The organism is Sphingobacterium sp. SG20118 (assembly GCF_044740685.1).
In the GTDB taxonomy this organism is placed as follows: Bacteria; Bacteroidota; Bacteroidia; order Sphingobacteriales; family Sphingobacteriaceae; genus Sphingobacterium.
Map to the genome: position 1 here is coordinate 1268745 of NZ_CP172826.1, position 24806 is coordinate 1293550.

The 24806-nt window shown below is 34.9% G+C and carries 23 protein-coding genes and 1 other RNA gene; 13 read left to right on the forward strand and 11 right to left on the reverse strand.

Annotated elements, in window-relative coordinates; genetic code table 11:
• The first annotated feature begins 25 nt into the window (after positions 1–25).
• Positions 26–703, forward strand: coding sequence for a hypothetical protein (locus ACFX5U_RS05895; protein ID WP_400262757.1), 678 nt, complete (start codon positions 26–28; stop codon positions 701–703).
• A 27-nt stretch (positions 704–730) separates the two neighbouring features.
• On the opposite strand, the gene ppk2 is transcribed toward ACFX5U_RS05895, so the two are convergent.
• Positions 731–1540, reverse strand: a complete 810-nt coding sequence (gene ppk2, locus ACFX5U_RS05900; protein ID WP_400262758.1) for a polyphosphate kinase 2 — start codon at positions 1538–1540, stop codon at positions 731–733.
• Between the two features lie 419 nt (positions 1541–1959).
• Between ppk2 and ACFX5U_RS05905 the strand changes: the two genes are divergently transcribed.
• From ACFX5U_RS05905 to ACFX5U_RS05925, 5 genes are all read left to right on the forward strand, one after another.
• Positions 1960–2724 carry a DUF3050 domain-containing protein gene (locus ACFX5U_RS05905; protein ID WP_400262759.1) on the forward strand — a complete coding sequence of 255 codons (765 nt, stop codon included), beginning with the start codon at positions 1960–1962 and terminating at the stop codon, positions 2722–2724.
• Positions 2725–2819: 95 nt separating this feature from the next.
• Positions 2820–3659, forward strand: coding sequence for an endonuclease (locus tag ACFX5U_RS05910; protein WP_400262760.1), 840 nt, complete (start codon positions 2820–2822; stop codon positions 3657–3659).
• Between the two features lie 198 nt (positions 3660–3857).
• Positions 3858–4331, forward strand: a complete 474-nt coding sequence (locus tag ACFX5U_RS05915; protein WP_280569424.1) for an FKBP-type peptidyl-prolyl cis-trans isomerase — start codon at positions 3858–3860, stop codon at positions 4329–4331.
• 161 nt (positions 4332–4492) lie between these two features.
• A complete protein-coding gene (gene folB / locus ACFX5U_RS05920; RefSeq protein ID WP_038697028.1) occupies positions 4493–4876 on the forward strand; it encodes a dihydroneopterin aldolase in 384 nt (127 codons plus the stop codon).
• A gap of 1600 nt (positions 4877–6476) precedes the next feature.
• The gene (locus tag ACFX5U_RS05925; protein WP_400262761.1) at positions 6477–7115 is read left to right on the forward strand and encodes a peptidylprolyl isomerase; all 639 of its coding nucleotides are present in this window, start codon (positions 6477–6479) and stop codon (positions 7113–7115) included.
• Positions 7116–7294: 179 nt separating this feature from the next.
• Here ACFX5U_RS05925 and ACFX5U_RS05930 read toward each other — a convergent pair whose 3' ends face one another.
• Positions 7295–8023 (reverse strand): metallophosphoesterase family protein, encoded by a 729-nt coding sequence (locus tag ACFX5U_RS05930; protein ID WP_400262762.1) that lies wholly within the window; start codon positions 8021–8023, stop codon positions 7295–7297.
• Positions 8024–8474: 451 nt separating this feature from the next.
• Between ACFX5U_RS05930 and ACFX5U_RS05935 the strand changes: the two genes are divergently transcribed.
• The gene (locus ACFX5U_RS05935; RefSeq protein WP_400262763.1) at positions 8475–9335 is read left to right on the forward strand and encodes a pirin family protein; all 861 of its coding nucleotides are present in this window, start codon (positions 8475–8477) and stop codon (positions 9333–9335) included.
• 44 nt (positions 9336–9379) lie between these two features.
• On the opposite strand, the gene ACFX5U_RS05940 is transcribed toward ACFX5U_RS05935, so the two are convergent.
• Positions 9380–10231, reverse strand: a complete 852-nt coding sequence (locus ACFX5U_RS05940; RefSeq protein WP_400262764.1) for an aminoglycoside 6-adenylyltransferase — start codon at positions 10229–10231, stop codon at positions 9380–9382.
• Between the two features lie 165 nt (positions 10232–10396).
• Between ACFX5U_RS05940 and ACFX5U_RS05945 the strand changes: the two genes are divergently transcribed.
• Together ACFX5U_RS05945 and ACFX5U_RS05950 are read left to right on the forward strand one after the other, a co-directional pair.
• Positions 10397–11236 (forward strand): DUF808 domain-containing protein, encoded by an 840-nt coding sequence (locus ACFX5U_RS05945; RefSeq protein WP_400262765.1) that lies wholly within the window; start codon positions 10397–10399, stop codon positions 11234–11236.
• A 325-nt stretch (positions 11237–11561) separates the two neighbouring features.
• A complete protein-coding gene (locus ACFX5U_RS05950; RefSeq protein WP_038697042.1) occupies positions 11562–11795 on the forward strand; it encodes a hypothetical protein in 234 nt (77 codons plus the stop codon).
• Between the two features lie 259 nt (positions 11796–12054).
• Here the strand turns inward: ACFX5U_RS05950 and ssrA are convergent.
• Positions 12055–12422: a transfer-messenger RNA gene (ssrA, locus tag ACFX5U_RS05955) on the reverse strand.
• 162 nt (positions 12423–12584) lie between these two features.
• Between ssrA and ACFX5U_RS05960 the strand changes: the two genes are divergently transcribed.
• Positions 12585–13880, forward strand: coding sequence for a hypothetical protein (locus tag ACFX5U_RS05960; RefSeq protein ID WP_400262766.1), 1296 nt, complete (start codon positions 12585–12587; stop codon positions 13878–13880).
• Between the two features lie 84 nt (positions 13881–13964).
• Here the strand turns inward: ACFX5U_RS05960 and ACFX5U_RS05965 are convergent, their stop codons facing one another.
• On the reverse strand, positions 13965–15992 hold the full coding sequence (locus ACFX5U_RS05965; protein WP_400262767.1) for a M3 family metallopeptidase: 2028 nt from the start codon (positions 15990–15992) through the stop codon (positions 13965–13967).
• A gap of 118 nt (positions 15993–16110) precedes the next feature.
• Positions 16111–17004: a serine hydrolase gene (locus ACFX5U_RS05970; RefSeq protein WP_400262768.1), complete on the reverse strand. Its 894-nt coding sequence runs from the start codon at positions 17002–17004 to the stop codon at positions 16111–16113.
• Between the two features lie 63 nt (positions 17005–17067).
• On the opposite strand from ACFX5U_RS05970, the gene ACFX5U_RS05975 reads away from it, so the two are divergent.
• Together ACFX5U_RS05975 and ACFX5U_RS05980 are read left to right on the forward strand one after the other, a co-directional pair.
• Positions 17068–17610 carry a DUF1543 domain-containing protein gene (locus ACFX5U_RS05975; protein WP_400262769.1) on the forward strand — a complete coding sequence of 181 codons (543 nt, stop codon included), beginning with the start codon at positions 17068–17070 and terminating at the stop codon, positions 17608–17610.
• Positions 17611–18142: 532 nt separating this feature from the next.
• Entirely contained in the window at positions 18143–18586 is a 444-nt protein-coding gene (locus tag ACFX5U_RS05980) for a KTSC domain-containing protein (protein ID WP_038697051.1), read from the forward strand.
• Positions 18587–18656: 70 nt separating this feature from the next.
• On the opposite strand, the gene ACFX5U_RS05985 is transcribed toward ACFX5U_RS05980, so the two are convergent.
• The 5 genes from ACFX5U_RS05985 to ACFX5U_RS06005 form a co-directional block, all read right to left on the reverse strand.
• Positions 18657–20021, reverse strand: coding sequence for a pyridoxal-phosphate dependent enzyme (locus tag ACFX5U_RS05985; RefSeq protein ID WP_400262770.1), 1365 nt, complete (start codon positions 20019–20021; stop codon positions 18657–18659).
• 46 nt (positions 20022–20067) lie between these two features.
• A complete protein-coding gene (locus tag ACFX5U_RS05990; RefSeq protein ID WP_038697054.1) occupies positions 20068–20886 on the reverse strand; it encodes an AMP nucleosidase in 819 nt (272 codons plus the stop codon).
• A gap of 98 nt (positions 20887–20984) precedes the next feature.
• Entirely contained in the window at positions 20985–22235 is a 1251-nt protein-coding gene (gene clpX, locus ACFX5U_RS05995; RefSeq protein WP_038697056.1) for an ATP-dependent Clp protease ATP-binding subunit ClpX, read from the reverse strand.
• A 2-nt stretch (positions 22236–22237) separates the two neighbouring features.
• A complete protein-coding gene (clpP, locus tag ACFX5U_RS06000; RefSeq protein ID WP_038697057.1) occupies positions 22238–22939 on the reverse strand; it encodes an ATP-dependent Clp endopeptidase proteolytic subunit ClpP in 702 nt (233 codons plus the stop codon).
• 96 nt (positions 22940–23035) lie between these two features.
• Positions 23036–23494 carry a type I restriction enzyme HsdR N-terminal domain-containing protein gene (locus tag ACFX5U_RS06005; RefSeq protein WP_038697059.1) on the reverse strand — a complete coding sequence of 153 codons (459 nt, stop codon included), beginning with the start codon at positions 23492–23494 and terminating at the stop codon, positions 23036–23038.
• 102 nt (positions 23495–23596) lie between these two features.
• Between ACFX5U_RS06005 and holA the strand changes: the two genes are divergently transcribed.
• The gene (gene holA, locus ACFX5U_RS06010; protein ID WP_038697061.1) at positions 23597–24598 is read left to right on the forward strand and encodes a DNA polymerase III subunit delta; all 1002 of its coding nucleotides are present in this window, start codon (positions 23597–23599) and stop codon (positions 24596–24598) included.
• The last annotated feature ends 208 nt before the right edge of the window (positions 24599–24806 follow it).

Sequence of the window (24806 nt, forward strand, 5' to 3'; positions counted from 1 at the left end):
TTTTTCGATAATAGGTTTGTTTTTTATGAAGAGAATTTTAGCGACTACTTTTTGTTTGTTTTTGTGTTTTTCTGTTTTTGCTCAAACTGGAGTAGATACCTTACATTTCCGTAAGGTATATTATTTTGGTGGTACTGGAATGGGATTCCCTATGGGGAAAACCAAGGATGTTTTATCTCCTAAGTTTTCAGGAAGCTTAGGATTGGATATCTCGTTGAAAAACCCTAAATACTATCTTTATCCTGCATTATATACGTTGTCATTTGACTATAAGCAAAAAATTCAAGACAATCAATATGCCTTTAAAGTTGAAGATGCGAATGCGAATTTTTACACTTTATCATTAGCCGGTGGTGTTCGTAAACAATTGAGATTGTTGAATGCCTATGCCTATGCAGGCCCAGGGTTTGGCTTTCTAGTAGAGCCTAGAGTGCATGTAGATGCTGTCAATAACATTGCACAAATAGATAATAAGAAGAAATTTTCTTTTTCAGGTAAACTTGGGGTAGGTGCCGATTATCGGTTTAATGGTTTCTTCCTAGGTATGGAAATCGGATACTTGCATTCCTTCAATAAAATACAGGAAACGCCAATCAATATCATGACCATTATGGTTGGCCTCAAGTCCGATATAACAGGATTGGGTGATAAGGTAATCAAAGTGATAGGGGTAGATGGCTCGATCAGTGGAAAAGAGAAATAATAATTAACTCTTTCCCACTTCTTACCCTCAATTATAGATTTTCACAATATCCTCGATTTTTCCGATCTTTTGATTCGAGATTTGGTTGATGATAATTTTAAAAACTTCAAGACGAGCTTTCTTTTTGTTATCGGTTTCAATTTCAACCCAAGGTGTTTTTTTTGTACTTGTATTTTTGAACAATTCTTTAATATAGATGCTGTAGGTGTCCCACTTTTCCTGAGCTTGTTTGTCAAGAGGGCCAATTTTCCATTGTTTTAAGACATCGGTTTTTCTTTCTTCCAGTCTTTTTGCTTGTTCTTCTTTAGAAATGGTCAAGAATAACTTGATTAAGATGACGCCATCTTGTATTAATAGTTCTTCCACCTCTTTGACTTGTTTTAAGAACAGTTTGTACTGTTCTTCTGTGCAGAAGCCAAATACGGGTTCAACAACAGCACGATTGTACCAGCTTCTATCAAAAAAAACAAGCCCTCCAGCATTGGGTAATTGTTTAAAATAGCGTTGAAAGTACCATTGGTTAGATTCTTCTTCTGTAGGCTTAGGTAAGCTAACGACACGCAATTTTTTTGGATTCAGGTATTCGACAAGTCTTTCTATAGCGCCTCCCTTACCGGCAGCATCTCTTCCTTCAAAAATAATCAATACTCGCTTGTTTTCTGCGATGACGGTATTTTGGACTGCTGTTAGTTGAATTTGCAGTTCATGTAGCTCTTTTTCGTATTCGTATGTTTCTAAAAATTTCTTTTCCTTGATTACTTTTTTATCGACCAAGTATTGGAAAACCTCTTTATTGTTTAAGATGTTTACAAAATCTTCTAAATTAAAATCCGCCATATGGAATATATTTAATTGGGTTACCATGATATAACATTCAATATACGGTAGAAGTTTATTTTTTAGACCGATTTCTGCGATAAATATTTTGAACCAACAATAATGTCTTCACTAAGGCGTTATACATGTAGTAAATCAGTTGTTCCTTAAATTAAAGAACAGCGGTTTGTTTTATCAAGTATTGATTTGATAAAATTTAAAAAAAAATGAACGGTGCACAATAATATAATCAGTCGGTCGTTTTAATTACAAATACTTTTCATAAAATAGGTTAATATATGGCTAACGATAAGCTTGAGGTTCCCCACTTCAAGCTTTTCTATTTTTAGAAGGTCATATATGTAAATAAGAAGTCAATTTTTTTTAAAAATTGTTCAATTTTCATTCTGAGAAACTACTTTTGCTTCAAATCATAAGATATGGAATACATCAAGAATGTTAATGACTACATTGCTACGGAAAGAGATCAATTGCTTGCCCATCCACTTTATTCTAAAATAAAAACGTTAGGGGATCTTCAGGTTTTTATGCAGGGGCATGTTTATGCAGTATGGGATTTTATGTCACTATTGAAAGCATTACAGCAAAAGTTAACATGTACTACTACACCTTGGTACCCTTCTGCGTATCCAGATACGAGATATTTGATTAATGAAATTGTTGTTGCTGAAGAATCAGATGAGTATATTGACGGTAGACGCTTAAGTCATTTCGAGATGTATCTTGATGCGTTGGAAGCTATCGGAGGGAGTACACATGAAGTTAATGAGTTCTTAAATCAAGTTTATAAGGGTTCTCCTATTTTCGAAGTGATAGCTGAAAGCACACTACATTCAAACATAAAAGAGTTTTTGACATTTACCTTTGATATTATTGAAAATGGATCAGCGCATGAAATAGCTGCCGCATTTACATTTGGGAGAGAAGATCTAATCCCAGATATGTTTTCTTCTATTCTCAAGGAGATTCAACTGAATTTTCCTAATGCAAATCTAGAAAAACTGCTTTATTACTTTGAAAGGCATATTGAATTGGATGCAGACGAACATGGACCATTGGCGATGAAAATGATTATGGAATTGTGTGGTGATGATCTTGGGAAATGGAAAGAAGTGGAGGAAGTGTCGAAATTGGCTCTAGAAAAGAGAATTAAATTATGGGATGCAATTGATGCAAAGTTATAATCGATTCAATTTAAAGAAGTTTTAATTGTGGGGTTATTGTAATTTAATTTAAGCATGCTATCTTTGTTATAGAACAAGCCTAGTTGTAAATAAATATGTTTTTTCAATATCTTCAGGAATTATGGAAATCTTTAATGCGAAGAAAAGATCATGTTTTCCTACACGAAAAACAATATGAATTGCCCCATTTACTATCGGGCAATTTTTCTGTTATAACGTACAATGTCGCAGGGTTACCACAAGTTATTTCATCAGCAAAGACGAATCGGTCAAAAAGTATAGCACATATTGGTGTATTACTAAATAGGTTCGATATTGCCCACATCCAAGAAGATTTCAATTACAACCACTATTTATACCAATACGGTAACCTACACCCATTTCGTACAATCAGTATGGGGTTGGCCATATTTGGCGATGGGTTGGACTGTTTATCAAAATATCCACTCTCTAATTTTAAACGGATAGAATGGCTTAATAGAACGGGCTCAGATCGGTTGACACCAAAAGGGTTCAGTTGCTGCACCCTTCACTTGGGGCAAGGGGTAGAACTCGATTTTTATAATATACATGCCAATTCTCAAGATAATAAAAGAGCCGCACAGGCTAGGAGAGCCAATTATCATCAATTAGCAGCTTATATCAATAAGTTTTCGGTTGGTAAAGCTATTATTGTCGCTGGAGATTTTAATGCTCATTTTTCATATGCTGAAGATAATTTGGTTGATTTTATGAATAAGACGCAATTAAGTGATAGTTGGGTTTCGCTCCAACATAATCATGTGGCACCAACCATTGATCCATTGTTTCTATGTCTAGATATAATGGATATTGATAATAAGTCGGAATCAATCGATAAGGTCATGTTTAGGAGCAATGATAGGCTTGTTTCTAACACCAAAGCGATATCAAGTGGAGAAAGCAGATTTTGTTAATGAGCAGGGGCATGCGCTATCCGATCATTGGCCGATTTCAGTCATATTCGATTGGAAGTTGAATCAGTAAGGAAGGTTTGATATTTCTCCTCTTATAAACCCTTGCTAGTAGAGGAGATCCGATAATTATTTAATAATCACGAGTCCCAAATAAAAGACTCAAATGAATATTTGTTTTATATATCACAGACTTAAACTGTGTATAAAACATACTTATCTAAGTTTAAAAGGAAAAAAATGGCTAACGCAACAGGATATTTAAAAAAGCTACGCTTAGAAGCTAAAAAGAATTTAATTGAGGGAGAAGCATTCTTAAAGGAGAATGGCATGCGCGATTGCGTAGTAAGCTTACCTTCGGGTTTACAATATGAAATCATTGTGGATGGAGAGGGAAAGACCCCAAAATTAACAAATAGTGTTAAGTGTTTTTATAAGGGGACCTTAATCAATGGTACAGTTTTCGATTCAACAGAGAAGCGTAAAAAGGCAGCTTCATTTCCTGTTAACGAAGTCATACCAGGATGGACGGAGGCTCTGCAATTAATGAAAGAGGGAAGTAAGTGGCGTTTGTTTATTCCATCGGCACTTGGATATGGAGAATTGAGTGTTTCAAAAGAGATTGGTGGGAATGCTACTTTGATATTTGAAGTGGAGCTTGTATCCATTCACTAGTACGTATATTTTAAAATCAAATAGTCGGTTGTATGTTCCGTTAGAATTTTAGGACACTTGTATTCTCCAATCAAAACTTTTCGATACTGGGAGATATGGATTTTTGAGGTGAATTTACATTTGATGTTCGCATTATTAAGAATAAAAAGTAGGTTTGTAATATGAAAATATTACAAACCGTTTCTTTAGAAGATGTTCGAGTTTTTGCTCCGATTGGGTTTTACGAAGAAGAGCAACTTTTGGGAAATGAATTTTTAGTACAAGCTTCAGTGAGCTTTGATGCAGGTGATGATGATTACGAAAATTTGGATAAGACTGTCAATTATGAAATCTTATATCAAATTATTCAAAAAGTTATGACGCCTAAACGTAAGTTGTTAGAGTCAGCTGCTCATGAGATTTTAAAAGCGATCCATCTGTATTTTTCGTTTGCGCAATCTATCGATGTTTCCATAAAAAAATTAAATCCTCCTTTTGGAGGTGATTTTGCTCATTCAAAGGTTTCCGTTCGGTACTCACAACCCAATTCAGGCCTGGTCATTTAACCTCCAATCAGAGGAATTCTACCAGACTATCATTTCGAAGTCTTGCTTTTAGTTCTGACTATGCAAGGCTTTTTTTATGATTTTTTCCTCTGTTGTTATTGCTGTTCCCAAGATGCAAATGACAACAGAAATATGACATCATCTCTTACTGTATTTGTTTAACAATTTTACAAATACATTTATGATATCAAATTTGTTTGGATTGTTCATTTCTATTATAACGAGTAGGGGAAACCATAAAGTCGGATTTCCAGTTGTGGGGACCTTATTATAAAATCTCTTCTAAATATGTATTATAAGTTTATATGGTTACTGTAAATATTTGCTTTATAATTGTTTATGTCTTATTTTCTGTTTTATCCAAACTTTTATCTAGCCCTATTACTAGAATGTATGCTTCATCTGTTGATTTTCCCTTGTTAGATGGTGGGGTTGTTGAGATTTTGATGAGGTGGCCTGTTGTTCCGATTAACTAGATTATTCTTAAACGGTTTTAGTTTTCTGTATAGGTGAAGGAATTCGTGGTTCAACCTTTTGTTTTAAGACTAGAATTAGTTGATTTAACGATCTTTTTGCACGAAGTCTAGTGATGTACTTGCTTTTTCAAAATCATAGCTTACAGAGGGCTGATACGTATTCTAGATGATTTACCTTTCTAGAGCCTGATTTGGTTTACTTGATTTGATTCATATGTTTTTTATGGAATTGGATTCTAATTCCAACGAAATAGCTGTATATAATACTTGTAATATATAAACTAAATATTCATTTAATGAATATTTAGTTTATTGATTAATAGAATGTTATATAATATTTATTTATCCTTAATCTATTGTGATAAGAGTTTTATCGTATGGCACAACTTGTTATTATCTGTTTTATTTGAAATAGTTAGCTAGCTCTAGAAGATGTAACGATAAGAGACAGAGTAATTTCTAGCGCTTTGCTATCCTCTTTTTTAATAGTTGTTTGGCTCTGTGCATAGGTTATAAATTGATTTCCATTCCTAATCTTAGGTGTAAAACATCCCTATTGGGGATAATTTGTTAAAATTCTATACTATTATTTTTAGTTTCCAAATTTTTGGTGATTGTTACTTATAATGAGGAGGTTAAGGAATGCTGTCGTGAATGTGAGATTCAATTTTTTCATTATGAATTTTGTAAATATTATGTTCAATAAGTTGTATGTCAGCATTTAATATGTGGTTGTATTACCTGTTTGTTTATATTAATTTGGAGTAAAAAACACCTTGCCATCGGAGTGAATGTCGTATTGCAAATTGAAAACTATAGAGGATTCCATCCATTTTTAACACCGAACGTTTTCGATTTCAAGTGTTTATTCAACAGGTGAAATGGTTTAGTTTTGATTAACCCCTTAGTTTACCCGATACTAAATCATGTGCACTGGTATGAAGAGTCTCCAAATTTTCGGTCTATGTAAGGTTCATTATCACAATATATAAAAGGAAAATGCCATGGAGATTTTATTGAAATAGACGCATAATCTAGAAGGTCTCTTGTAGGTTAGCGACAATAATATTGTTGTCGCTTTATTTTTAAATAAAATTGAATTACCTTCATTTTAAATTTATAAAATGAAAAAACTCACGATTTCCTTGCTGTGTTTATTATTTGTTGTGGCCGCTAAAGGTCAAACACATCGCTTATTATTCCATACAACGTATGGAGATTTTAAGGTTGTTCTGTATGATTTTACGCCGAAACATCGCGATTTAATATTGAAGGCAATTGACGATCAAGTTTATAAAGATGCGCTATTCAATCGTATTATTTCCAATTTTGTGGTGCAAGGAGGAGAACATGATATTGATATAGAACAACGCGAAGCACAGGATCCATCAAATAGAAAACCTCGTTTAGCGCCAGAATTTGATAATCGGGCATACCATAAGATAGGGGCTTTGGGAGCTGGGAGGGATAGCAATACTGAAAAAGCATCCTTCTTGAATCAAATCTATTTTGTAGTCGGCAAACCTGTCTCCGCGCATGATTTGAATCAATTGGAAGAAAAAAAAGGAATTAAATATTCGAACGAACAAAGAAGTGACTACTTGAAAAGCGGTGGGCAACCGCGGTTGGATCATGATTTTACGGTATTTGGCGAGATATATGATGGATTGGACGTAATCTTAAAAATTAGTAAAGTAAAAACTGATGCCAAAGACTATCCCTTGCAAGAAGTACGATTCGAATTGTCTGAGATTAAGGATTAAAGTGTACAGTTGAATTCTTTTTATGCTCTGTGATATCGATTATTGTAGCTTAATTAAGATTTAGTTACTGTTTAATGAGCAATTACGGTAGTTATCGTGGTGGTGAGAACTGGATTAATAGCGGTTCATATTGTGTAAATAATAAAGTGCATTACATCTTATTTTATTATTTACAGGATTTATTGAGACAATAAGAAGTTTGCATAAAAATTAGGTATTGCACTTGTTTTTATTTCGTTAGTTACCATCCTTACATTATAGGGAGTTCGAATGATTTCAGCTACAACACGGTCTTCGTACAACTGCAATAAAAGGTATGAAGCGTCTTTAGATTTCTCCTTAGGTCGTCCAACTGAGCCTGCGTTAATAACCCATTTTTTATCAAGACACTTGATAAAAGAAGTATGCGTATGCCCCATCACCAATATGTCGGCCTGTGTTTCGCTTAGTATCTGTTCAAACGTACTGTCCGGTTCTGTTTCATACAGATACTCTTCATTGCTTGCTAAACTACCATGAACTAACTGAATACGCCAACGTTTATGTTTTACTTTGAAATCCAATTGCATCAGATAAGGGCATTGACTTAAAAACAATTTATTTTCCTCTTTAATGATTTCTTTAGTATGGCTAATAGCACGGATACGACATTCTGTTTCTTCGTTATTGTGTTTTTGAAGTGGTATTATAGGGTGGTCAAAAGCGATGCGTTCATCGTGATTACCCATTAAGCAAGGGATTTTTTCTTGTATCACCCGTTCGATCACCTCATTGCTCCAAGGAGCAAAGTCTACCAAATCCCCTAAACAATATCTGTGTTCGATATTCCTTGCTGCGATATCAGCCAATACTGTTGTTAGAGCAGGTAAGTTTCCGTGTATATCACTAAAAATGGCAATCTGTATCATATATAGTTTGTGGGTAAAATTAATAAATTCACCAAAGTAATTTATGGTACTTTTTGCAGATTTAGTCGTCTTTTAATTCAATTTTAATCACAGCTGCGATATCAGCCAATACTGTTGTTAGAGCAGGTAAGTTTCCGTGTATATCACTAAAAATGGCAATCTGTATCATATATAGTTTGTGGGTAAAATTAATAAATTCACCAAAGTAATTTATGGTACTTTTTGCAGATTTAGTCGTCTTTTAATTCAATTTTAATCACATTATATATCCTTAACATATTAATTTCCCTTGTGATTTTCTATTATTGAGGAATAGGTGTAAGAGGAACTACATCTCACTTCTGTTGAACAACAATTTTGAAGATACTGGTAGAAAGCTATTTTCTTATCCTAGATCAATTAATATTGGCAGTTCTAGTGTTAACTTTGTGGTATACTAAAGGAAAAGAATATGAAAAATGTAGAAATTATTGCAAAACCGCAAGCAGCTCACTTTGTTGGAGATGGATTTCGAGTACATAATTTGATACCAAGTATTGCTTCTGCTACTAGGATGAGTCCCTTTATTCTTTTGGATTATAACTCGACTTACAATTTTCCGCCGAGTGAAGTTCCGAAAGGAGTAGGAGTACACCCACACCGTGGATTTGAAACCGTTACAATTGCCTATAAAGGTAGAGTTGAGCATGGAGATAGCTCTGGTGGAGGTGGTGTCATTGGGGAAGGTGATGTGCAATGGATGACCGCAGCATCAGGTATACTGCATAAAGAGTTTCATGAAACGGAATGGAGTAAAATAGGGGGAGATTTCCAGATGGTTCAATTGTGGGTAAATTTGCCTGCAAAAGACAAGATGAGTATTCCAAAATATCAGGCGATAGCCAATCATGAGCAGACAAAAGTTAAACTTGATAAAGGTGTTGTGGAAGTAATAGCCGGTGAATACCAGGAGAATAAAGGACCTGCATCTACTTTTACACCCATGCATGTTATGAACGCTAAACTAGATGCGGGTGGAAATGCAATGTTTTCATTTCCTAAACATTATAATACTGCAATGATTGTTATCGAAGGTAATGTGATGATCAATGGTAAAGAGAAGGCACCTTCAGATCATTTTGTACTATTCAAAAATGATGGTGAAGATTTTGAAATTCAAGCGATAGATCAAGCAATAGTACTAGTTATGAGTGGAGAGCCTATATTGGAACCTATTGTGAGCCATGGACCATTTGTGATGAATACTAGGGAGGAAATCAGTCAAGCATTTGAAGATTTTAATAATGGTAGATTCGGTTATTTAGCTGATTAGTAGAAGGGGCGATTCTCTTGTGAATCGCCTATTTTATGAGGTTATTAATCATTTCTAATTTTTAAAATATAACGATAAACGCTATGAGCTTCGTCTATATTAACACGGTATTGAAAATGTGCTGCAAGGTTTATTTCTAAGTCTCGGAAAATGGTCATCATATGTATCAATGCAAGCCAATTGTTCTCAATAGATGCATCTGCATAGGTTTGTAATATGGATTGATATAATTCCTTAGCGAGGTGTTTTTTTGCAAGTTTTCCAGATTTACCAAAAGAAACTTGAAATTTTTTCTCTACACCAATGTGCCAAGCGATTAGATTCATAAACATGGGGCGGACTACAGATTCCATCATATCTTTAGCATATAGCACCTCTTTTCGGGCCAGTCCTTTCGCCACGTATGTGCAAACCCACCAAAACTCATTGCAGGTCTCCTGAAATATTCTTTCATTGGGTTTAACAATGTGATAATCGCTATCATTTGAAGTGATGATGTTTTTGAAGAGATGATCTTTGTCTACCCAAATCATTGTTAAACTATCGTTCTTAAAATCAGAATGGAATTTACTTTTAGGAAACAGGGTTAAATCAACACGGTTTTCATCTTCAAAAATCATTAAATACGTGAATGTTACTTTTTCTTCTTTTGGGTCTGACCCTAATAGCATTTCATCTGGAAGTTGCTGAATGATAATTTTTCCTAAAAAAGAAGTCCATTCTCTGTCGGCTATAAACGACTCGATATCATTTACAATAAAGAGTAAGTCAAAGTCTTGATATCTGTCGGGGAGAATATTGGGATTTGCACGAGAACCATTGAGTAGAACCGCTCGAACACGTGCATCATTTTCAGCAAAATCGATAATGGTATTTTTAAGTTCTTTGTTATCCATGATGAAAATGAGTTATAAATGTCTCGTAATTTGCTTAAATAAAACAATATTGAGTAGATGGAAGAAGAAATTTTGAGAACATTTTTAGTATGAAATAAAAATTAAGAAATATAAAATGAATTTCAAAATCATTTTATATTTTGTCCTACTAAATATAAGATACATATGGCTTCAGGTATATTTGCAATATTGGATGATATTGCCGCTCTAATGGATGATGTGGCGGTTACGAGTAAAATTGCTGCAAGCAAGACTGCTGGAATTCTTGGCGATGATTTAGCTGTAAATGCGGAGAAAGCTACTGGTTTTCTTTCCTCACGTGAAATTCCGGTCTTGTGGGCAATCACGAAAGGTTCGTTTATCAATAAAATCATCATTGTACCAATTGCTTTGTTGTTGAATGTCTTTTTTCCTGTCGCCATTAAATTTATTTTAATCATAGGTGGAATCTATTTGGCGTATGAAGGGGTCGAAAAGATTATTGAGTATTTGTTCCATCGGCAGAAGACAGGTCATGAGGTGGTCGTTGAAAATGAAGAAAATAACAGCGAATTAGAGAAAACTAAAGTAAAATCAGCTATTACAACAGATTTCATATTATCTGTTGAGATTGTGATCATTGCATTGGGAACGGTATTAAATGAAAGCCTAACGATTCAAATTTTAACAGTATCTGTCGTTGCTATGTTCGCTACTATTGGTGTATATGGGATTGTTGCATTAATTGTTCGCATGGACGATGCGGGGTATAAGTTAATCAAGCGATCGAATGATAAAGGTGTCGTTTCTAAATTTGGGCATTTATTGGTTAAATCCTTACCTGTTGTCATCAAAGTTTTAGCAGTGGTAGGAACTGTTGCTCTGATTTTAGTGTCGGGTGGTATTTTTGAACATAATATTGATTATTTGCATCACTTTTTACCAAATATACCATCTATTTTGAAACAAATTGGTTATGGTATAGTGGCTGGATTATCTGCAGTTTCTGGTCATGACAGCAGTTAAGAAGGCATTTGCTAGTAATTAATATTACGTGAGTATGGTATGAAAAAGGTATCCATTTGGATGCCTTTTTTGTAAGCTTTTAAGCTGCATTTAAGGAAACAGTTTTTTGATTTTATCTATTTCAAAAGTGTTCTGAGAGTTGAATGATATGGAATTCATATAATGAAGCAATGATTTATTCATTTGTGTTATATATTAAAAGATTGTAATTCATGGATTATTAAAATATTAATTTTGATCTACAATACTTTTAAGCTGTTGTTTTGCCAAATCAAACTGGTATATTTAGATAAAAGCAATTCAGCTTTCCCACTATTCAAATAATATGAGACAGTTAGCGGTTAAAATATTACAGTTGGTAAAAGAACACAAAGATCTTCTACCCTTGATGACAAATGAATATTTTCAAGATGAATTGGCCATTTTAGAAAGGAGTGGTTTTATTAGGGGTTATAAGCCAGCAATTGGGCAAAGTCCCTATGAATGCTATGATATTACAAGAAAGGGTATCGAACGTCTTATTGAATTAGAAGCATCAAATTATAAAAGAGTAGGCTAATTACCTGCTCTTTTTATTTATGGATCTTTAAGGTAATGCTTGCGCCTAATTGGAATAAGGTGTTGCATTATGTTTCTTACATAACTAATTGTTAGTTATGTGTTTGAGCTGTTTGTCGAGACCCTAATTTTCAAAATATTAGAGTCTCGCTAGGGTCTCGCTGGAAATAAGAAATATGGAATAGTCAGGAAGGCATATAAACGACAAAACCCTATAAATACTGCTATTTATAGGGTTTTGATACTACTTGTTTTGTTAATCGTGGAGCCGGAGAGATTCGAACTCTCGTCCAGTCATGGTACTGTATACGCTTTCTACATGCTTAGCTACTCTTTGAGTGTCGAGCGAGGGAAGGTGAGTTGCTTACCTATACCGTACGCCGTATTTGCTGAGTCTTACAGATGATTAGCAAAATCACATCTGCCAGTTCTATTGTTCGATGCCCCGAATGTTAAACCAAAGAACAGGATCTAACGGGACAAATAGCTATGTTAAGTCTAACTTAAGCAGCTAAGGCGTAGTTTTCTTCGCCAGTTGTAATTCTGAAAGTTCCGATTAAAGTGCTCTACTAACAACGCACTGCATGCTTACATAACCGTCTCCATCCTGTCAATTCCGGTCGACCCCAATTATGTAGAACACAAAAATACAAATATTATTTCAATAAAGAGCTAATGCAGGCAGTACGAATGTAATTTATTTACTAACTTACATATATTGATATACAAACAATTGTTAATCAGAATTGTTATCAGAATGAAATATTCATTGAATCAAAATTAAATCTACATGGCTAAAGAATTAAAATCTAAAAAAACGAAAAAGACCAATAATAAAGTGTCTAAACCAGTAGCAAAGAAAAAATCTGCTGATGAAGTCAGTAATATATATGCAACTACTGAAAAATCTAAAAAGCCGCGCAAATTAAAGAAGTCATCTAAAAAGGAGGTTTCAAATGATGATTCTAAATTAATTAAGGCTTATAAAAAACTGAATAAGAAAGTGCGAGAAGCACTTTTAGATATACAGGAAAAATTACCTTTTTTTCATGTAGAGGAGAATGGTCAAACTACCGGTTCAAAGAAAAAAGAAGGTTCATCGAAACCAGTGAAAGAGCAAAAGGCTTCGGATACGAAAAGTAAGAAGAATGCTGTGGATAGGAAAAGTGCGTCAAATAAAGGTATCTCCCCTAAAAATAAAAAAGAGGATAAACCAGAGTCTTCTAAAACTGAAGCGAAAAAATCTAAAGTTGATAAAAAAAAGAAATCAAACAATGATGAAAGCCCTAAGTCTGTAGCTAACAGCAAAGCTAAAGCTTCAGGAGAGGTCAAGGATAAAAAAAGTGAAGGAAAGAAGGATAAAAACTCAAAGGAGTCAGTTGCTACTAAAGGTATAACAGCCAAAGTGGATGAAACAAAAGCCCCGGTAGCGACAAAGGTCCCTGAGGTCAAAAAACCTGTAGCGCCTGTTAGTGCTTCGGCAACAAAGCCTGCAACTGCTAAATCTGCGCCTGCTAAAAAGGTTGAAGTAAAAGCTCCTGTAGCTTCAAAGACAGCTGAGGTCAAAAAAGCTGCTGCGCCTGCTAGTGCTTCAGCAGCAAAGCCGGCAGCTACTAAATCTGCTCCTGCTAAAAAGGTTGAAGTAAAAGCTCCTGTAGCTTCAAAGACAGTTGAGGTCAAAAAACCTGCTGTGCCTGCAAGTGCTTCAGCAACAAAGCCGGCAGTGCCAGCGAGTGATACTGCATCAAAACCAGTAGCTGCTAAATCTACTACTAAAAAGGATGAAGCAAAAGCTCCAGTAGCTTCAAAGGCAGCTGAGGTTAAAAAGCCTGCAACGCCTTCAACTGCTTCTAAAGCAAAGCCGTCAGCTGCTAAATCTGCTTCTGTTAAAAAAGATGAAGCAAAATCTCCTGAAGCTATAAAGAAGGCTGAGGTTAAAAAGCCTGTAGTGCCTGCGAATGCTTCTGCACCAAAACCAGCAGCTCAATCTGCGCCAAAGACGTTGGAATCAACGAAAACAGATGATGTAAAAGCTCCTGTTGAAAATACGTCTCCAACGGAGGATGCTTCTGACGTAAAAAAATAGGCATATGCTATCCTTAAAAATAATAAAAAAGGTTGTTTCATATTATGAAACAACCTTTTTTATAAAACTAAATATTAAGTTTATTTAAGTAAGCCAGCTCGCTTGAGTAAAGCATCGACTGTAGGTTTCTTGGCCTCTAAATTCTTTATATAAACTCATCGGATGTTTAGTGCCCCCTTTAGATAATACAGTATCTTTAAACTTTGTTGCAATTTCCTTGTTAAAGATGCCATTTTGTTTAAAGTAGTCAAATGCATCAGCATCCAACACCTCCGCCCATTTGTAACTATAATAACCGGATGAATAACCACCATTGAAAATATGCGAGAATGAAGTACTCATTGCATTATCCACAACATCTGGATAGAGTTGTGTAGATGCGAATTGTTCATTTTCAAATTGTTTTAGGTTATTGATTGTTGTTGGATCTTGACCATGCCAGCCCATATCTAACTTACCAAAGCTCAACTGACGGAGAGTTGCCATACCCTCTAAGAAAGATGCACTTTCACGTATTTTTTCAACGAGCTCCATAGGAATAGCTTCTCCTGTTTCATAATGTTTAGCGAAAAGAGCAAGGGCCTCCTGTTCATAACACCAGTTCTCCATGATTTGGCTTGGCAATTCGACAAAATCCCAAAACACAGAAGTTCCAGAAAGTGTAGGGTAAACCGTATCTGCAAGCATACCATGTAAAGCATGACCAAATTCATGAAATAAAGTGGTCACTTCATTAAAGGTTAAGAGTGATGGTTTAGTCTCTGTTGCTGGTGTGAAGTTACAAACGATAGAAACATGAGGGCGTTCATTAATACCATCTTTCTTATATTGTGGTTTGAAAGAGGTCATCCAGGCACCATTACGTTTACCTTTTCTTGGGAAAAAGTCAGCATAGAAAACAGCGATGAAATTACCTTTATCGTCTTTTACTTCAAAAGTCTGTACATCTTTATGATATTTGTCAATAGTTTGTACTTCATTGAAGTGTAAACCAAATAATTTTCCAGCTATTTCAAATGCACCTTCTAGTACGTTCTCTAATTTGAAATAGGGTTTTAACTGCTCGTCATCAAGTTGAAATTTCTTTTGTTTCAATTTTTCAGCATAATAAGTTCCATCCCATTTTTCCAAAACGGCGATGCCATCGGTTTCATTGGCGAAAGAGGTCAGTTCCTGAAATTCATCTATTGCGGCAGGTTTTGCCTTGATTAATAGATCATCTAAGAATTCATTTACTTTAACAGGTTTTTGTGCCATACGCTCTTCTAAAACAAAGTGGGCATGGGTTTCATAACCTAAAAGTTGAGCGCGCTGGAAACGTAGTTTTGTTATTTTTAAAACAATCTCTTCATTATTGTTTTCATTTGCCTGGTATCCTTTTTTACCTGCAGCTATGCTTATTGTTTTACGTAGTTCACGATTATCGGCGTAGGTTACAAAGGGTACATAACTCGGGTAGTCCAAGGTAAAGATCCAACCTGCTTTTTCTTGGGATTTTGCTAATCCTGCTGCCGCTTCTTTGACACCATCCGGCAATCCAGCCAGTTCAGTTTCGTCAGTGATATGAAGTTCATAAGCATTCGTATCTGCTAATACGTGCTCTCCGTATTTTAATTTTAGAAGTGAAAGTTCCGTATCAATAGCACGGAGTTGATTTTTTTCATCATCCGCTAGAAGCGCTCCATTACGAACAAAATCTTTATAATTTTTCTCTAATAAGGTAGATTCCTCCACTGTTAGCTCTAACTTCTCTTTTTGATCATAGATTTGCTTAATTCTTTTGAATAAGTCAAAATTAAGGGTGATATCATTGCCCAATGCTGAAAGTTTAGGAGCAACATCTTGTGCAATTTGCTCCAACTCGTCGTTTGTTTCCGCTGAATGCAGATTAAAAAAAACATTAGATAGACGATCTAATGGCATGCCCGAAAAAGCGAGTGCTGCAATCGTATTTCCGAAAGTCGCTTGCTCAGTTGCATGGGCAATATCATCAACTTCAGCCCTAGTGCTAGCGATAGCTTTATCAAATGCTGGTATATAGTCTTCGTTTTTTATTTTAGAAAATGGCGCGGTATTATGAACCGTCTCAAAATGTTTTGTTAAGATACTCATAAAGTAAATTTAGTAGATTATTTTGAACCTATGTAGAAAAATGAAAATTACGACAGCAAGATGATATTCAAATTTCACTTCATTTTACCAGTCTATTCGTATTAATGGCAGGGATTGATTACGGAGTATAGGGTCTTTTAGGTTCAAAATAATTCCATAACAAATGAGAGATTTTTCTAGTGAGATCTTCAGCTTCATTATTTTTGGTCCAACTTTGATCCTTAATGTTATTTGTTAAAACACAAAAGACGTAATCACCACTAGGAGCATTGACGAGCACGACCTCCCCTCGAGCTTCATCAACAGAACCGGTTTTAGATGCTGTTTTGATATTTGCGGGTATCTGTGAAAGAGAGCGGTCATTGTAGAAAATATTCCCTAAATGACGATACATGTTTTCTGATGCTTTAGGGCTTACTACTTTACCTTTGTATAGGAGCTCAACCAAGGTTGCCATTTCTTTTGGAGTTGTTTGTCCCCAACCATATTTTTCCCAGATTTCATTACGCCCTTCGGTACGTGAATTGACTTTCGTGTTTGGAAGCCCTAATTGGTCCATCAATAAATTTATCGTGATACCTCCACCAGCAAGTTGTTGATTCCAAATAGAGGCAACATTATCGCTATAGGTTATCATTAAAGCAACCATAGTAGCCAAATCTGTCTCCGTACTATCCTTGAAAAATTGCATCACTCCTGAACCGCTATATTGCTGAGATGAGCGGTATATGAATTTTTGGTCTAAATTTAATTCACCTCGTTCTATTTTATTGAAAATTCCAACTAAGATTGGAACTTTTACGATGCTAGCTGTTGGGAAAACAGTGTCTGCTTGAATAAGAACTTCTTCCTGTGTCTTAAGGTTCTTGACATAGATACCAATATCTCCGGCAAAGTTTTGCGTCAATTCCCTTAATTTTCGGTCTAATTTTGTATCAATTTTCTGAGCAATTAGGCCAGTAGGAATGAGCAATGAAGTTGATATAAGGAGTAATAAAAGATTTGTTCTCATTAGATTTAAATTGTATCTTATAAATGTAATCATAATTAAACTAAAATTAATAAGACGAACGATATGAATCTTTTTATGTTATTATTGGGATGTAAACCACTAGGGAGGCATATTGAACAGCATGATATTTATTTTGGAATTGCTAATGAGTTACGGGATTTAGTTCCCTCGATTGTAGATTATTGGCAACAGGCGGACGGAAAGATACACATTGATGCCTGGCGCAAGGTTACAAAAGTTGGAGAATACCAAATTACTGTTTCTGCAAGCGCCGTTGATAATAGCCAATTAAAACTTTATTTTGTCAATTTAGGGGGATATAAACCTAATGAGTTAGAAGAATATCATTATAAGGAGCTCGTTGTTGCTTCTGATATAGAACAGGCAAAATGCTTGGCGGAGAAAACTGTTTTCTTCAAAAATCATTTATCTCCACATATTGATGATAAGTATGGCATTGATGTCGATGATATCTATGAAATTGAAGATATATTGCCGGAATCATTTAAGCGAAATTTTTATATTAAAATCGATAATCTTGTTGACAATGAAATAGAAGAGGATGTAGTCACCAACGGATACTATCCACTGGATGAATTGATATAATAAAGGGATAGGTTGCTTGATTGAAAAGTTTTGTGCTTTTCCATGTAATAGATCCCGTAATGTGGGTTACAGGTTTAGATGGTACATGGATTGCAAGATTTTATGAAATCACCATTCGGTATGGATTCCAAATTGAGATTTTTTTAATTATAAAATGGAAAATCTAAAATTATCGTTGCAAAGAGAATGTCCAACTAAGACGTGCGAAATAATTGGAATTGACAGCGATTTGTTTTATGTTGATATTGAAAAATAGAGATTTGTAATAGGTCAAAATCAACTATATGTAGCTAACAAAGATACAAATGACTTACTTTAGAGACATTATTGTTTTAACCATCTTGCGACCGTATTAATGCATTTCAATGTAATTAATTAACATTTATCAAACTTTATAGCATTTATCTCAGCAATCAGAAAATGAATTTTTGAAAAAATTAACATGCAAATGTTCATTCTAAAATATAATTGACGTAATTTTGCAAATCCTAAAATCAATATGGATTGGTTGGACTAGGGAAAAATAAATATTATGAAAAGAATAACTGAATCCAAAAAGGTTTTTGGTATTACGAAGAATGAAGATTTAGCGACGTTAAAAAAGATATATCGTGACTTAATCAAAGCTTGGCATCCTGATAAGTTTCAAGATGAAGTGAAAAAAGAGGAAGCGGAGTTGAAGAGTACAGAAATTATTGAAGCATATCACTTCTTAGTTAGTATAGCTCCTGAGACACATGAAGCTAATGTAGAAGAGTATAACAACACGATCAATAACTTCTTTATCGAGGATTTTGAATTTAAAGGTCAGACGTTAAGAGTTACATTTCAGGATAAAAGCACATATGAGTATTTTGGTGTTCCAAAAACTGTGTACACTAAGTTTATTAATGCTGACTCTCGTCCAAGATTTGGTAGAAGACAAATTTTCAATTCTTATACATTCCGCAAAAGCGCGAATGGAATGGAAGCATAGTCTTATTACTTATCCTAAAAAAGGCCTTATTATCAATAGTAAGGCCTTTTTTATACATGAATATTTTGGATTAAGCTTCAGAAATTGCATTGATAATATCGTATTGTGTTATGATATTAATTTTACCAAAATCATCTTCTACCAATACTGCCTGCGTTTCTTTGTTAATTAAAGCTGATATCTTGTCTATGGATGTATTTAAATCAACAAAGGGAAAAGGCTTTGTCATTACTTCTTGCACAGATGATGACCTGAGTGAAGAATTTTCCAATAAGGCACTGAGAATGTCAGATTCAGTTATTTTACCAACTACCATCCCTTGTTGCGTTACAGGTATTTGTGAAATATTTAGGGTTTTCATGAAATTGAATGCTTCAAATACAGTTTGATTGACATCTGCGGTAACAATCGCTTGTTCGCCCCTTTTTTTCAATATGCTCTTCGCATTTAGTTTCTCATCTTCTAAGAACCCTCTTTCTCTCAGCCAATCCTCATTATACATCTTACCCATGTACCGTGAACCGTGATCATGGAAGATTACAACCACCACATCATCATCATTTAAAGAGTCCTTTAATTGAATAAGACCAGCCAAAGCTGCACCAGCTGAGTTACCTGCAAAAATTCCTTCTTTGCGCGCCAATTCTCGAGTCATTAAAGCCGCATCTTTATCGGTTACTTTTTCAAAGAAATCAATCAAACTAAAATCGACATTTTGGGGAAGAAAATCTTCACCTATACCCTCTGTGATATAAGGGTATATCTCATCTTTATCAAAAACACCCGTTTCCTTATATTTTTTAAAAACAGAACCATAAGTATCTATGCCCCATACTTTGATATTGGGGTTTTGCTCTCTTAAATATCGAGCTGTGCCTGATATGGTACCACCGGTCCCCACTCCAACGACAAGATGGGTAATCTTTCCTTCCGTTTGTTCCCATATTTCAGGACCCGTTTGCTCATAATGTGCTTGGGCATTTGATGGGTTATCGTATTGATTCGCTTTCCAGCTGTTTGGTACTTCACGTTCTAAGCGACTTGAAACAGAATAGTAGGAGCGAGGGTCTTCGGGATCTACATTTGTTGGACACACAATTACCTCTGCTCCAAAAGCCCGCAGTGCATCAACTTTTTCTTTAGATTGCTTATCTGTTGTTGTAAATATACATTTATAGCCTTTGACCACTGCTGCCATTGCCAATCCCATTCCGGTATTTCCAGAAGTTCCTTCAATGATTGTTCCCCCTGGTTTCAATAAACCTGCCTGCTCCGCATCTTCGATCATTTTAAGTGCCATCCTATCTTTAATCGAGTTTCCAGGATTGCTGGTCTCTATTTTAGCGAGGATAGTTCCTTTTAGATCTTTGGTTATTTTGTTTAGTTTAACAAGAGGGGTGTTTCCAATTGTTTCTAAAATGTTATTATACCACATAAGGTTACCGTTAGTTTCTTTAAAAATAACAAAAAATGTCTATTTCTTAGAATTTCAAGTGCTTTACTGTCAGCCCATTATTTTTAAGTTGTTTAAGTGCATCTATGCCGATACTGATATGGGCATCTACATATTTAGCGGTTACACTGACATCGCTATTTGCTGTTTTAACACCTTCAGGAATCATAGGTTGATCAGAAACAAGTAATAATGCCCCTGTAGGAATTTTATTCGCAAATCCAACACTAAATATGGTTGCGGTTTCCATATCTACTGCCATAGCACGTATGGATTTTAGATATTTTTTAAAATCTTTATCGTGTTCCCAAACACGTCTGTTTGTCGTGTAAACCGTACCTGTCCAGTAATCTCTTGAATGATCACGTATGGTTGTAGAAATTGCTTTTTGTAATGCAAAAGATGGAAGGGAGGGTACTTCTGCAGGAAAATAATCATTTGAAGTTCCCTCACCACGGATGGCAGCAATGGGTAATATAAGTTCTCCAACACCAATTTTCTTTTTCAATCCACCGGTTTTTCCTAAAAAAAGCACAGCCTTTGGTGTAATGGCTGATAATAGATCCATTACCGTGGCTGCCATTGGACTACCCATACCAAAATTGATAATGGTGATACCACCCGCAGTTACACTTTGCATAGGTTTATCCTCTCCATAGATGGGGGCATCATCATGCATTTCAGAAAAAATAGTGATATATTTTGAAAAGTTCGTAAGTAGGATATATTCGCCAAACTCTTCCAAGGGCCTTCCTGTATATCGGGGCAACCAGTTGTGAACAATTTCTTCCTTGGATTTCAAACCAGGTGTGATAGGACTATCTACATTTTTTTTACTTTTTGCCATAATTCTTCAATTTAATAATTAAACATGTTTGAAGGAAGAATGATTGATAGAACCCATGCGTTTAAAAAAAATCCCTCGCGGTAAGCGAGGGATTTTAATTAAGCGACTTGCAATTTTTTGATATCCGACTTTTCAAATTTTTTCAATGCATATTCCAATGTGATATGCAATTCTTTTTGATTGGTCTTTTCCTTCGATGTTGGAATTTCAAACATTGCGTCGAGCATAATAGCCTCGCATATACTTCTTAAACCACGAGCTCCAAGTTTAAATTCATCTGCTTTATCAACAATAAAATTGTAAACCTCTGCATCAAATTTCAACTCAATTCCTTCGTATTCAAATAATTTTCTGTACTGTTTGATTAACGCATTTTTAGGTACTGTTAAGATACTCAATAGTGTCTCTTTGTCCAATGGATTTAAATACGTTAATACAGGTAATCTTCCTATTAATTCTGGAATTAATCCAAAACTTTTTAAATCCTGAGGGGTGATGTATTTATAAAGATTTTTTAAATCGATTTCTGTTTCATCCTCATTCATGCGATAACCTACTGTTTGTGTGCGCAGACGATTCGCAATTTTCTTTTGAATACCATCAAATGCGCCACCGCAGATAAATAAAATGTTGCTCGTATTTACGGCAATCATTTTTTGATCAGGGTGTTTACGACCACCTTGAGGCGGTACATTAACTACTGTTCCTTCCAAGATTTTAAGCAATGCTTGCTGCACACCCTCTCCCGACACATCTCTAGTGATCGAAGGGTTATCACTCTTACGAGCGACCTTATCAATCTCATCAATATAGATGATACCACGTTCAGCTGCAGCTACATCATAATCGGCAGCTTGTAATAAGCGTGTTAAAATACTCTCAACATCTTCTCCGACATAACCCGCTTCTGTCAATACAGTCGCATCTACGATACTAAAAGGAACATTTAAAATTTTGGCAACCGTTTTTGCCAATAATGTTTTACCAGTACCTGTTTCACCGACGACAATCAAATTTGATTTTTCAATCTCAATCTCATCCTCATCAACTTTTTGATTCAAACGTTTGTAGTGATTATAAACCGCAACAGAGATTACTTTTTTAGCATCGTCCTGTCCGATAACGTACTGATCCAAGTGTTCTTTAATTTCTAAAGGACGAATGAGTTTTAACGCAGTTTGTAATGTTTTACTTTTACGTTGTTTCAATTCTTCCGCTAGAATTTCGCCAGCTTGATTGATACAACGGTCACAGATGTGAGCGCCATCTCCAGCGATAAGCATTTGGGCGTCACTTTTACTCATTCCACAGAAGGAACAGTGAACGCCACTATTATTATTTTTAGCCATTATTATTTAATAATCTCCTTTTTAGGAAGTAAAATCTCATCTATCATTCCAAAGTCCTTAGCCTCTGAAGCCTTCATCCAATAATCACGGTCAGAAGATTTTTCTACCCATTCGTAAGTTTGTCCCGAGTGATCAGCGATGATGGTATACAGCTCTTCTTTCAATTTCATCATCTCGCGTAGATTGATTTCCATATCCGAAGCAACACCTTGAGCACCGCCTGAAGGTTGGTGGATCATCACACGAGAGTGTCTTAATGCAGCACGTTTACCTTTAGCGCCCGCAACTAATAAAACAGCACCCATAGAAGCAGCAATACCTGTACAGATTGTGGCTACATCTGGTGCAATATATTGCATGGTATCATAAATACCTAAACCTGCATATACACTACCACCTGGTGAATTGATGTAGATTTGAATATCTCGTTGTGCATCTGTAGATTGTAAAAACAATAATTGTGCCTGAATGATGTTGGCTACCTGATCGTTGATACCATCACCTAAGAAAATAATACGATCCATCATTAAACGTGAAAATACATCCATCTGAGCAACATTTAGTTGACGCTCTTCTACGATGTAAGGAGTCAAGTTAGTAGGTGTATTTACTTGCGCACGTGCTATAAAACTATCAACATGTTGACTTCCAATTCGATGATGCTTAACTGCATATTTTCTGAATTCGTTTTTATCTATATTCATATTCTTTGTGATTCAAATTTATAAGACTAATATAAAACTATATTTTAAATAATAAATACTATATGCCATTTGTTTTACACATGAGTTACAATTCTACTAGAGTTGATCATAGTTTGGGAGTTCTTCAATAAATATAAATGATTTATTATCAAAATCTATCTTACAATAGTAATGCTCCAATCCATTACTCACGAGTAGTAGTGGTATTTTGTGGATGGAATTGTAGTTTGCTATCTGTTCAAAAGTAGCTTGCGTAATCTTTATGTGTGGTGCTTTAAATTCTGCTAATACTATTTTCTCTCCGCGATTATTATAAATCAATAAATCACTTCTTTTTTGTAAGTCGTTTAATTTCAACCCACCTTCAATTTTCATTAATGATTTCGGGTATTTTTTTTTAATATGGAGATAATGTACCCAATGTTGACGTACCCATTCCTCAGGTGTTAAAACAAGTTTCTTTTTTCGCAAATCATCAAAAATGAAAATAGTTTCATTTTCTTTTGTCAATTTCGCTGGATAAGGCGGTAAATTTAACGGAATCGGGTTAAACATCTTACAAAGATACTAATTTTGGTTTACTCGTAATAATCCCTAAGCAGGAATCTATAATACAAATTTTACTGTTCATCAATTTAGTTGTAATTTAGTGGCATCATGAATATCAGTCCCATTTTAGCAGACATAAAGAAACGAAAATTTCAACCCGTATATTTATTGCACGGTGAAGAGAGTTATTTTATAGATGTCATTAGTAATGCCTTGGAGCATACGGTCCTTAATGATGCACAAAAAGGGTTTGATCAAACCATATTATATGGGAAGGATACTGATTTCTCAACGATTGTAAGTGCTGCTAGGCGCTACCCCATGATGAGCGATCATCAATTGATCATCATCAAAGAAGCTCAGGATCTAAAATGGAAGGACGACGATTTGCTCCTTAAATACGTGGATCAATGTACAGCGACTACTGTATTGGTGTTTGATTATAAGTATAGTAAATTTGATAAGCGCAAAAAACTATACAAGGCGATTGAAAAAAAAGGCCTTGTTGTTGAATCAAATAAACTTTACGATGATAAGGTAGCCGCTTGGGTTATCTCTTATATTAAAGAGCAAGGCTGGAGCATACATCCACAGGCAGCGGCGTTGCTGTCCGAATATTTAGGGACAGAGCTTTCTAAAATCGTGAATGAGCTGAATAAGTTGATGCTCAATGTGCCGAAAGAAAAAGAAATCGTGGTAGCGGATATTGAACAGAATATAGGTATTTCGAAAGATTTTAATGTTTTTGAGCTCAACACCGCATTAGCTAAGCGCAATGCTTTTAAAGCGTATCAGATTATTGATTATTTTGCCGCAAACCCTAAAAGTAATCCTTTAGTACTTGTATTAGGTAATATGGCAGGATACTTTACAAAGATATTAAAATACCATTATATCGTTGACAAAAATACTGCAGCTAAAGAATTGGGAGTACATCCTTTCTTTTTGAAAGAGTATGAACTTGCAGCCCGTAATTACAACAGAAGGAAAACTTTTTCTATTATTGAAAATCTAAAAGATGCTGATCTAAAATCAAAGGGAGTCCAGGTTGGAAGCAATACAAATACCAAAGATATTTTGACAGAGTTGCTCTTTAATATCCTTAATTAGGCTAGTAATTCCATTAAATAAAATATTATTTTAATCTAAAAAAGCCTTTCTCATTTATTTGAGAGAGGCTTTTTTTGTAATAAGATCTATTTTAAATTGATATAACCAGTTGTTTTATAGTGTTTTGTGTGTTTTTGTTTTCTTTTTGTAATTTTTAAATTAAACACTTGTTTAATTTAAACACTTGTTTAAATTTGCACACGGTTTT

What these genes read in the sequence shown, in the direction of transcription:
- ACFX5U_RS05895 (WP_400262757.1), top strand. Translation starts at nt 26, where the DNA reads ATGAAGAGAATTTTAGCGACTACTTTTTGTTTGTTTTTGTGTTTTTCT.
- ppk2 (WP_400262758.1), bottom strand. Translation starts at nt 1,540, where the DNA reads ATGGCGGATTTTAATTTAGAAGATTTTGTAAACATCTTAAACAATAAA.
- ACFX5U_RS05905 (WP_400262759.1), top strand. Translation starts at nt 1,960, where the DNA reads ATGGAATACATCAAGAATGTTAATGACTACATTGCTACGGAAAGAGAT.
- ACFX5U_RS05910 (WP_400262760.1), top strand. Translation starts at nt 2,820, where the DNA reads ATGTTTTTTCAATATCTTCAGGAATTATGGAAATCTTTAATGCGAAGA.
- folB (WP_038697028.1), top strand. Translation starts at nt 4,493, where the DNA reads ATGAAAATATTACAAACCGTTTCTTTAGAAGATGTTCGAGTTTTTGCT.
- ACFX5U_RS05925 (WP_400262761.1), top strand. Translation starts at nt 6,477, where the DNA reads ATGAAAAAACTCACGATTTCCTTGCTGTGTTTATTATTTGTTGTGGCC.
- ACFX5U_RS05930 (WP_400262762.1), bottom strand. Translation starts at nt 8,023, where the DNA reads ATGATACAGATTGCCATTTTTAGTGATATACACGGAAACTTACCTGCT.
- ACFX5U_RS05935 (WP_400262763.1), top strand. Translation starts at nt 8,475, where the DNA reads ATGAAAAATGTAGAAATTATTGCAAAACCGCAAGCAGCTCACTTTGTT.
- ACFX5U_RS05940 (WP_400262764.1), bottom strand. Translation starts at nt 10,231, where the DNA reads ATGGATAACAAAGAACTTAAAAATACCATTATCGATTTTGCTGAAAAT.
- ACFX5U_RS05945 (WP_400262765.1), top strand. Translation starts at nt 10,397, where the DNA reads ATGGCTTCAGGTATATTTGCAATATTGGATGATATTGCCGCTCTAATG.
- ACFX5U_RS05950 (WP_038697042.1), top strand. Translation starts at nt 11,562, where the DNA reads ATGAGACAGTTAGCGGTTAAAATATTACAGTTGGTAAAAGAACACAAA.
- ACFX5U_RS05960 (WP_400262766.1), top strand. Translation starts at nt 12,585, where the DNA reads ATGGCTAAAGAATTAAAATCTAAAAAAACGAAAAAGACCAATAATAAA.
- ACFX5U_RS05965 (WP_400262767.1), bottom strand. Translation starts at nt 15,992, where the DNA reads ATGAGTATCTTAACAAAACATTTTGAGACGGTTCATAATACCGCGCCA.
- ACFX5U_RS05970 (WP_400262768.1), bottom strand. Translation starts at nt 17,004, where the DNA reads ATGAGAACAAATCTTTTATTACTCCTTATATCAACTTCATTGCTCATT.
- ACFX5U_RS05975 (WP_400262769.1), top strand. Translation starts at nt 17,068, where the DNA reads ATGAATCTTTTTATGTTATTATTGGGATGTAAACCACTAGGGAGGCAT.
- ACFX5U_RS05980 (WP_038697051.1), top strand. Translation starts at nt 18,143, where the DNA reads ATGAAAAGAATAACTGAATCCAAAAAGGTTTTTGGTATTACGAAGAAT.
- ACFX5U_RS05985 (WP_400262770.1), bottom strand. Translation starts at nt 20,021, where the DNA reads ATGTGGTATAATAACATTTTAGAAACAATTGGAAACACCCCTCTTGTT.
- ACFX5U_RS05990 (WP_038697054.1), bottom strand. Translation starts at nt 20,886, where the DNA reads ATGGCAAAAAGTAAAAAAAATGTAGATAGTCCTATCACACCTGGTTTG.
- clpX (WP_038697056.1), bottom strand. Translation starts at nt 22,235, where the DNA reads ATGGCTAAAAATAATAATAGTGGCGTTCACTGTTCCTTCTGTGGAATG.
- clpP (WP_038697057.1), bottom strand. Translation starts at nt 22,939, where the DNA reads ATGAATATAGATAAAAACGAATTCAGAAAATATGCAGTTAAGCATCAT.
- ACFX5U_RS06005 (WP_038697059.1), bottom strand. Translation starts at nt 23,494, where the DNA reads ATGTTTAACCCGATTCCGTTAAATTTACCGCCTTATCCAGCGAAATTG.
- holA (WP_038697061.1), top strand. Translation starts at nt 23,597, where the DNA reads ATGAATATCAGTCCCATTTTAGCAGACATAAAGAAACGAAAATTTCAA.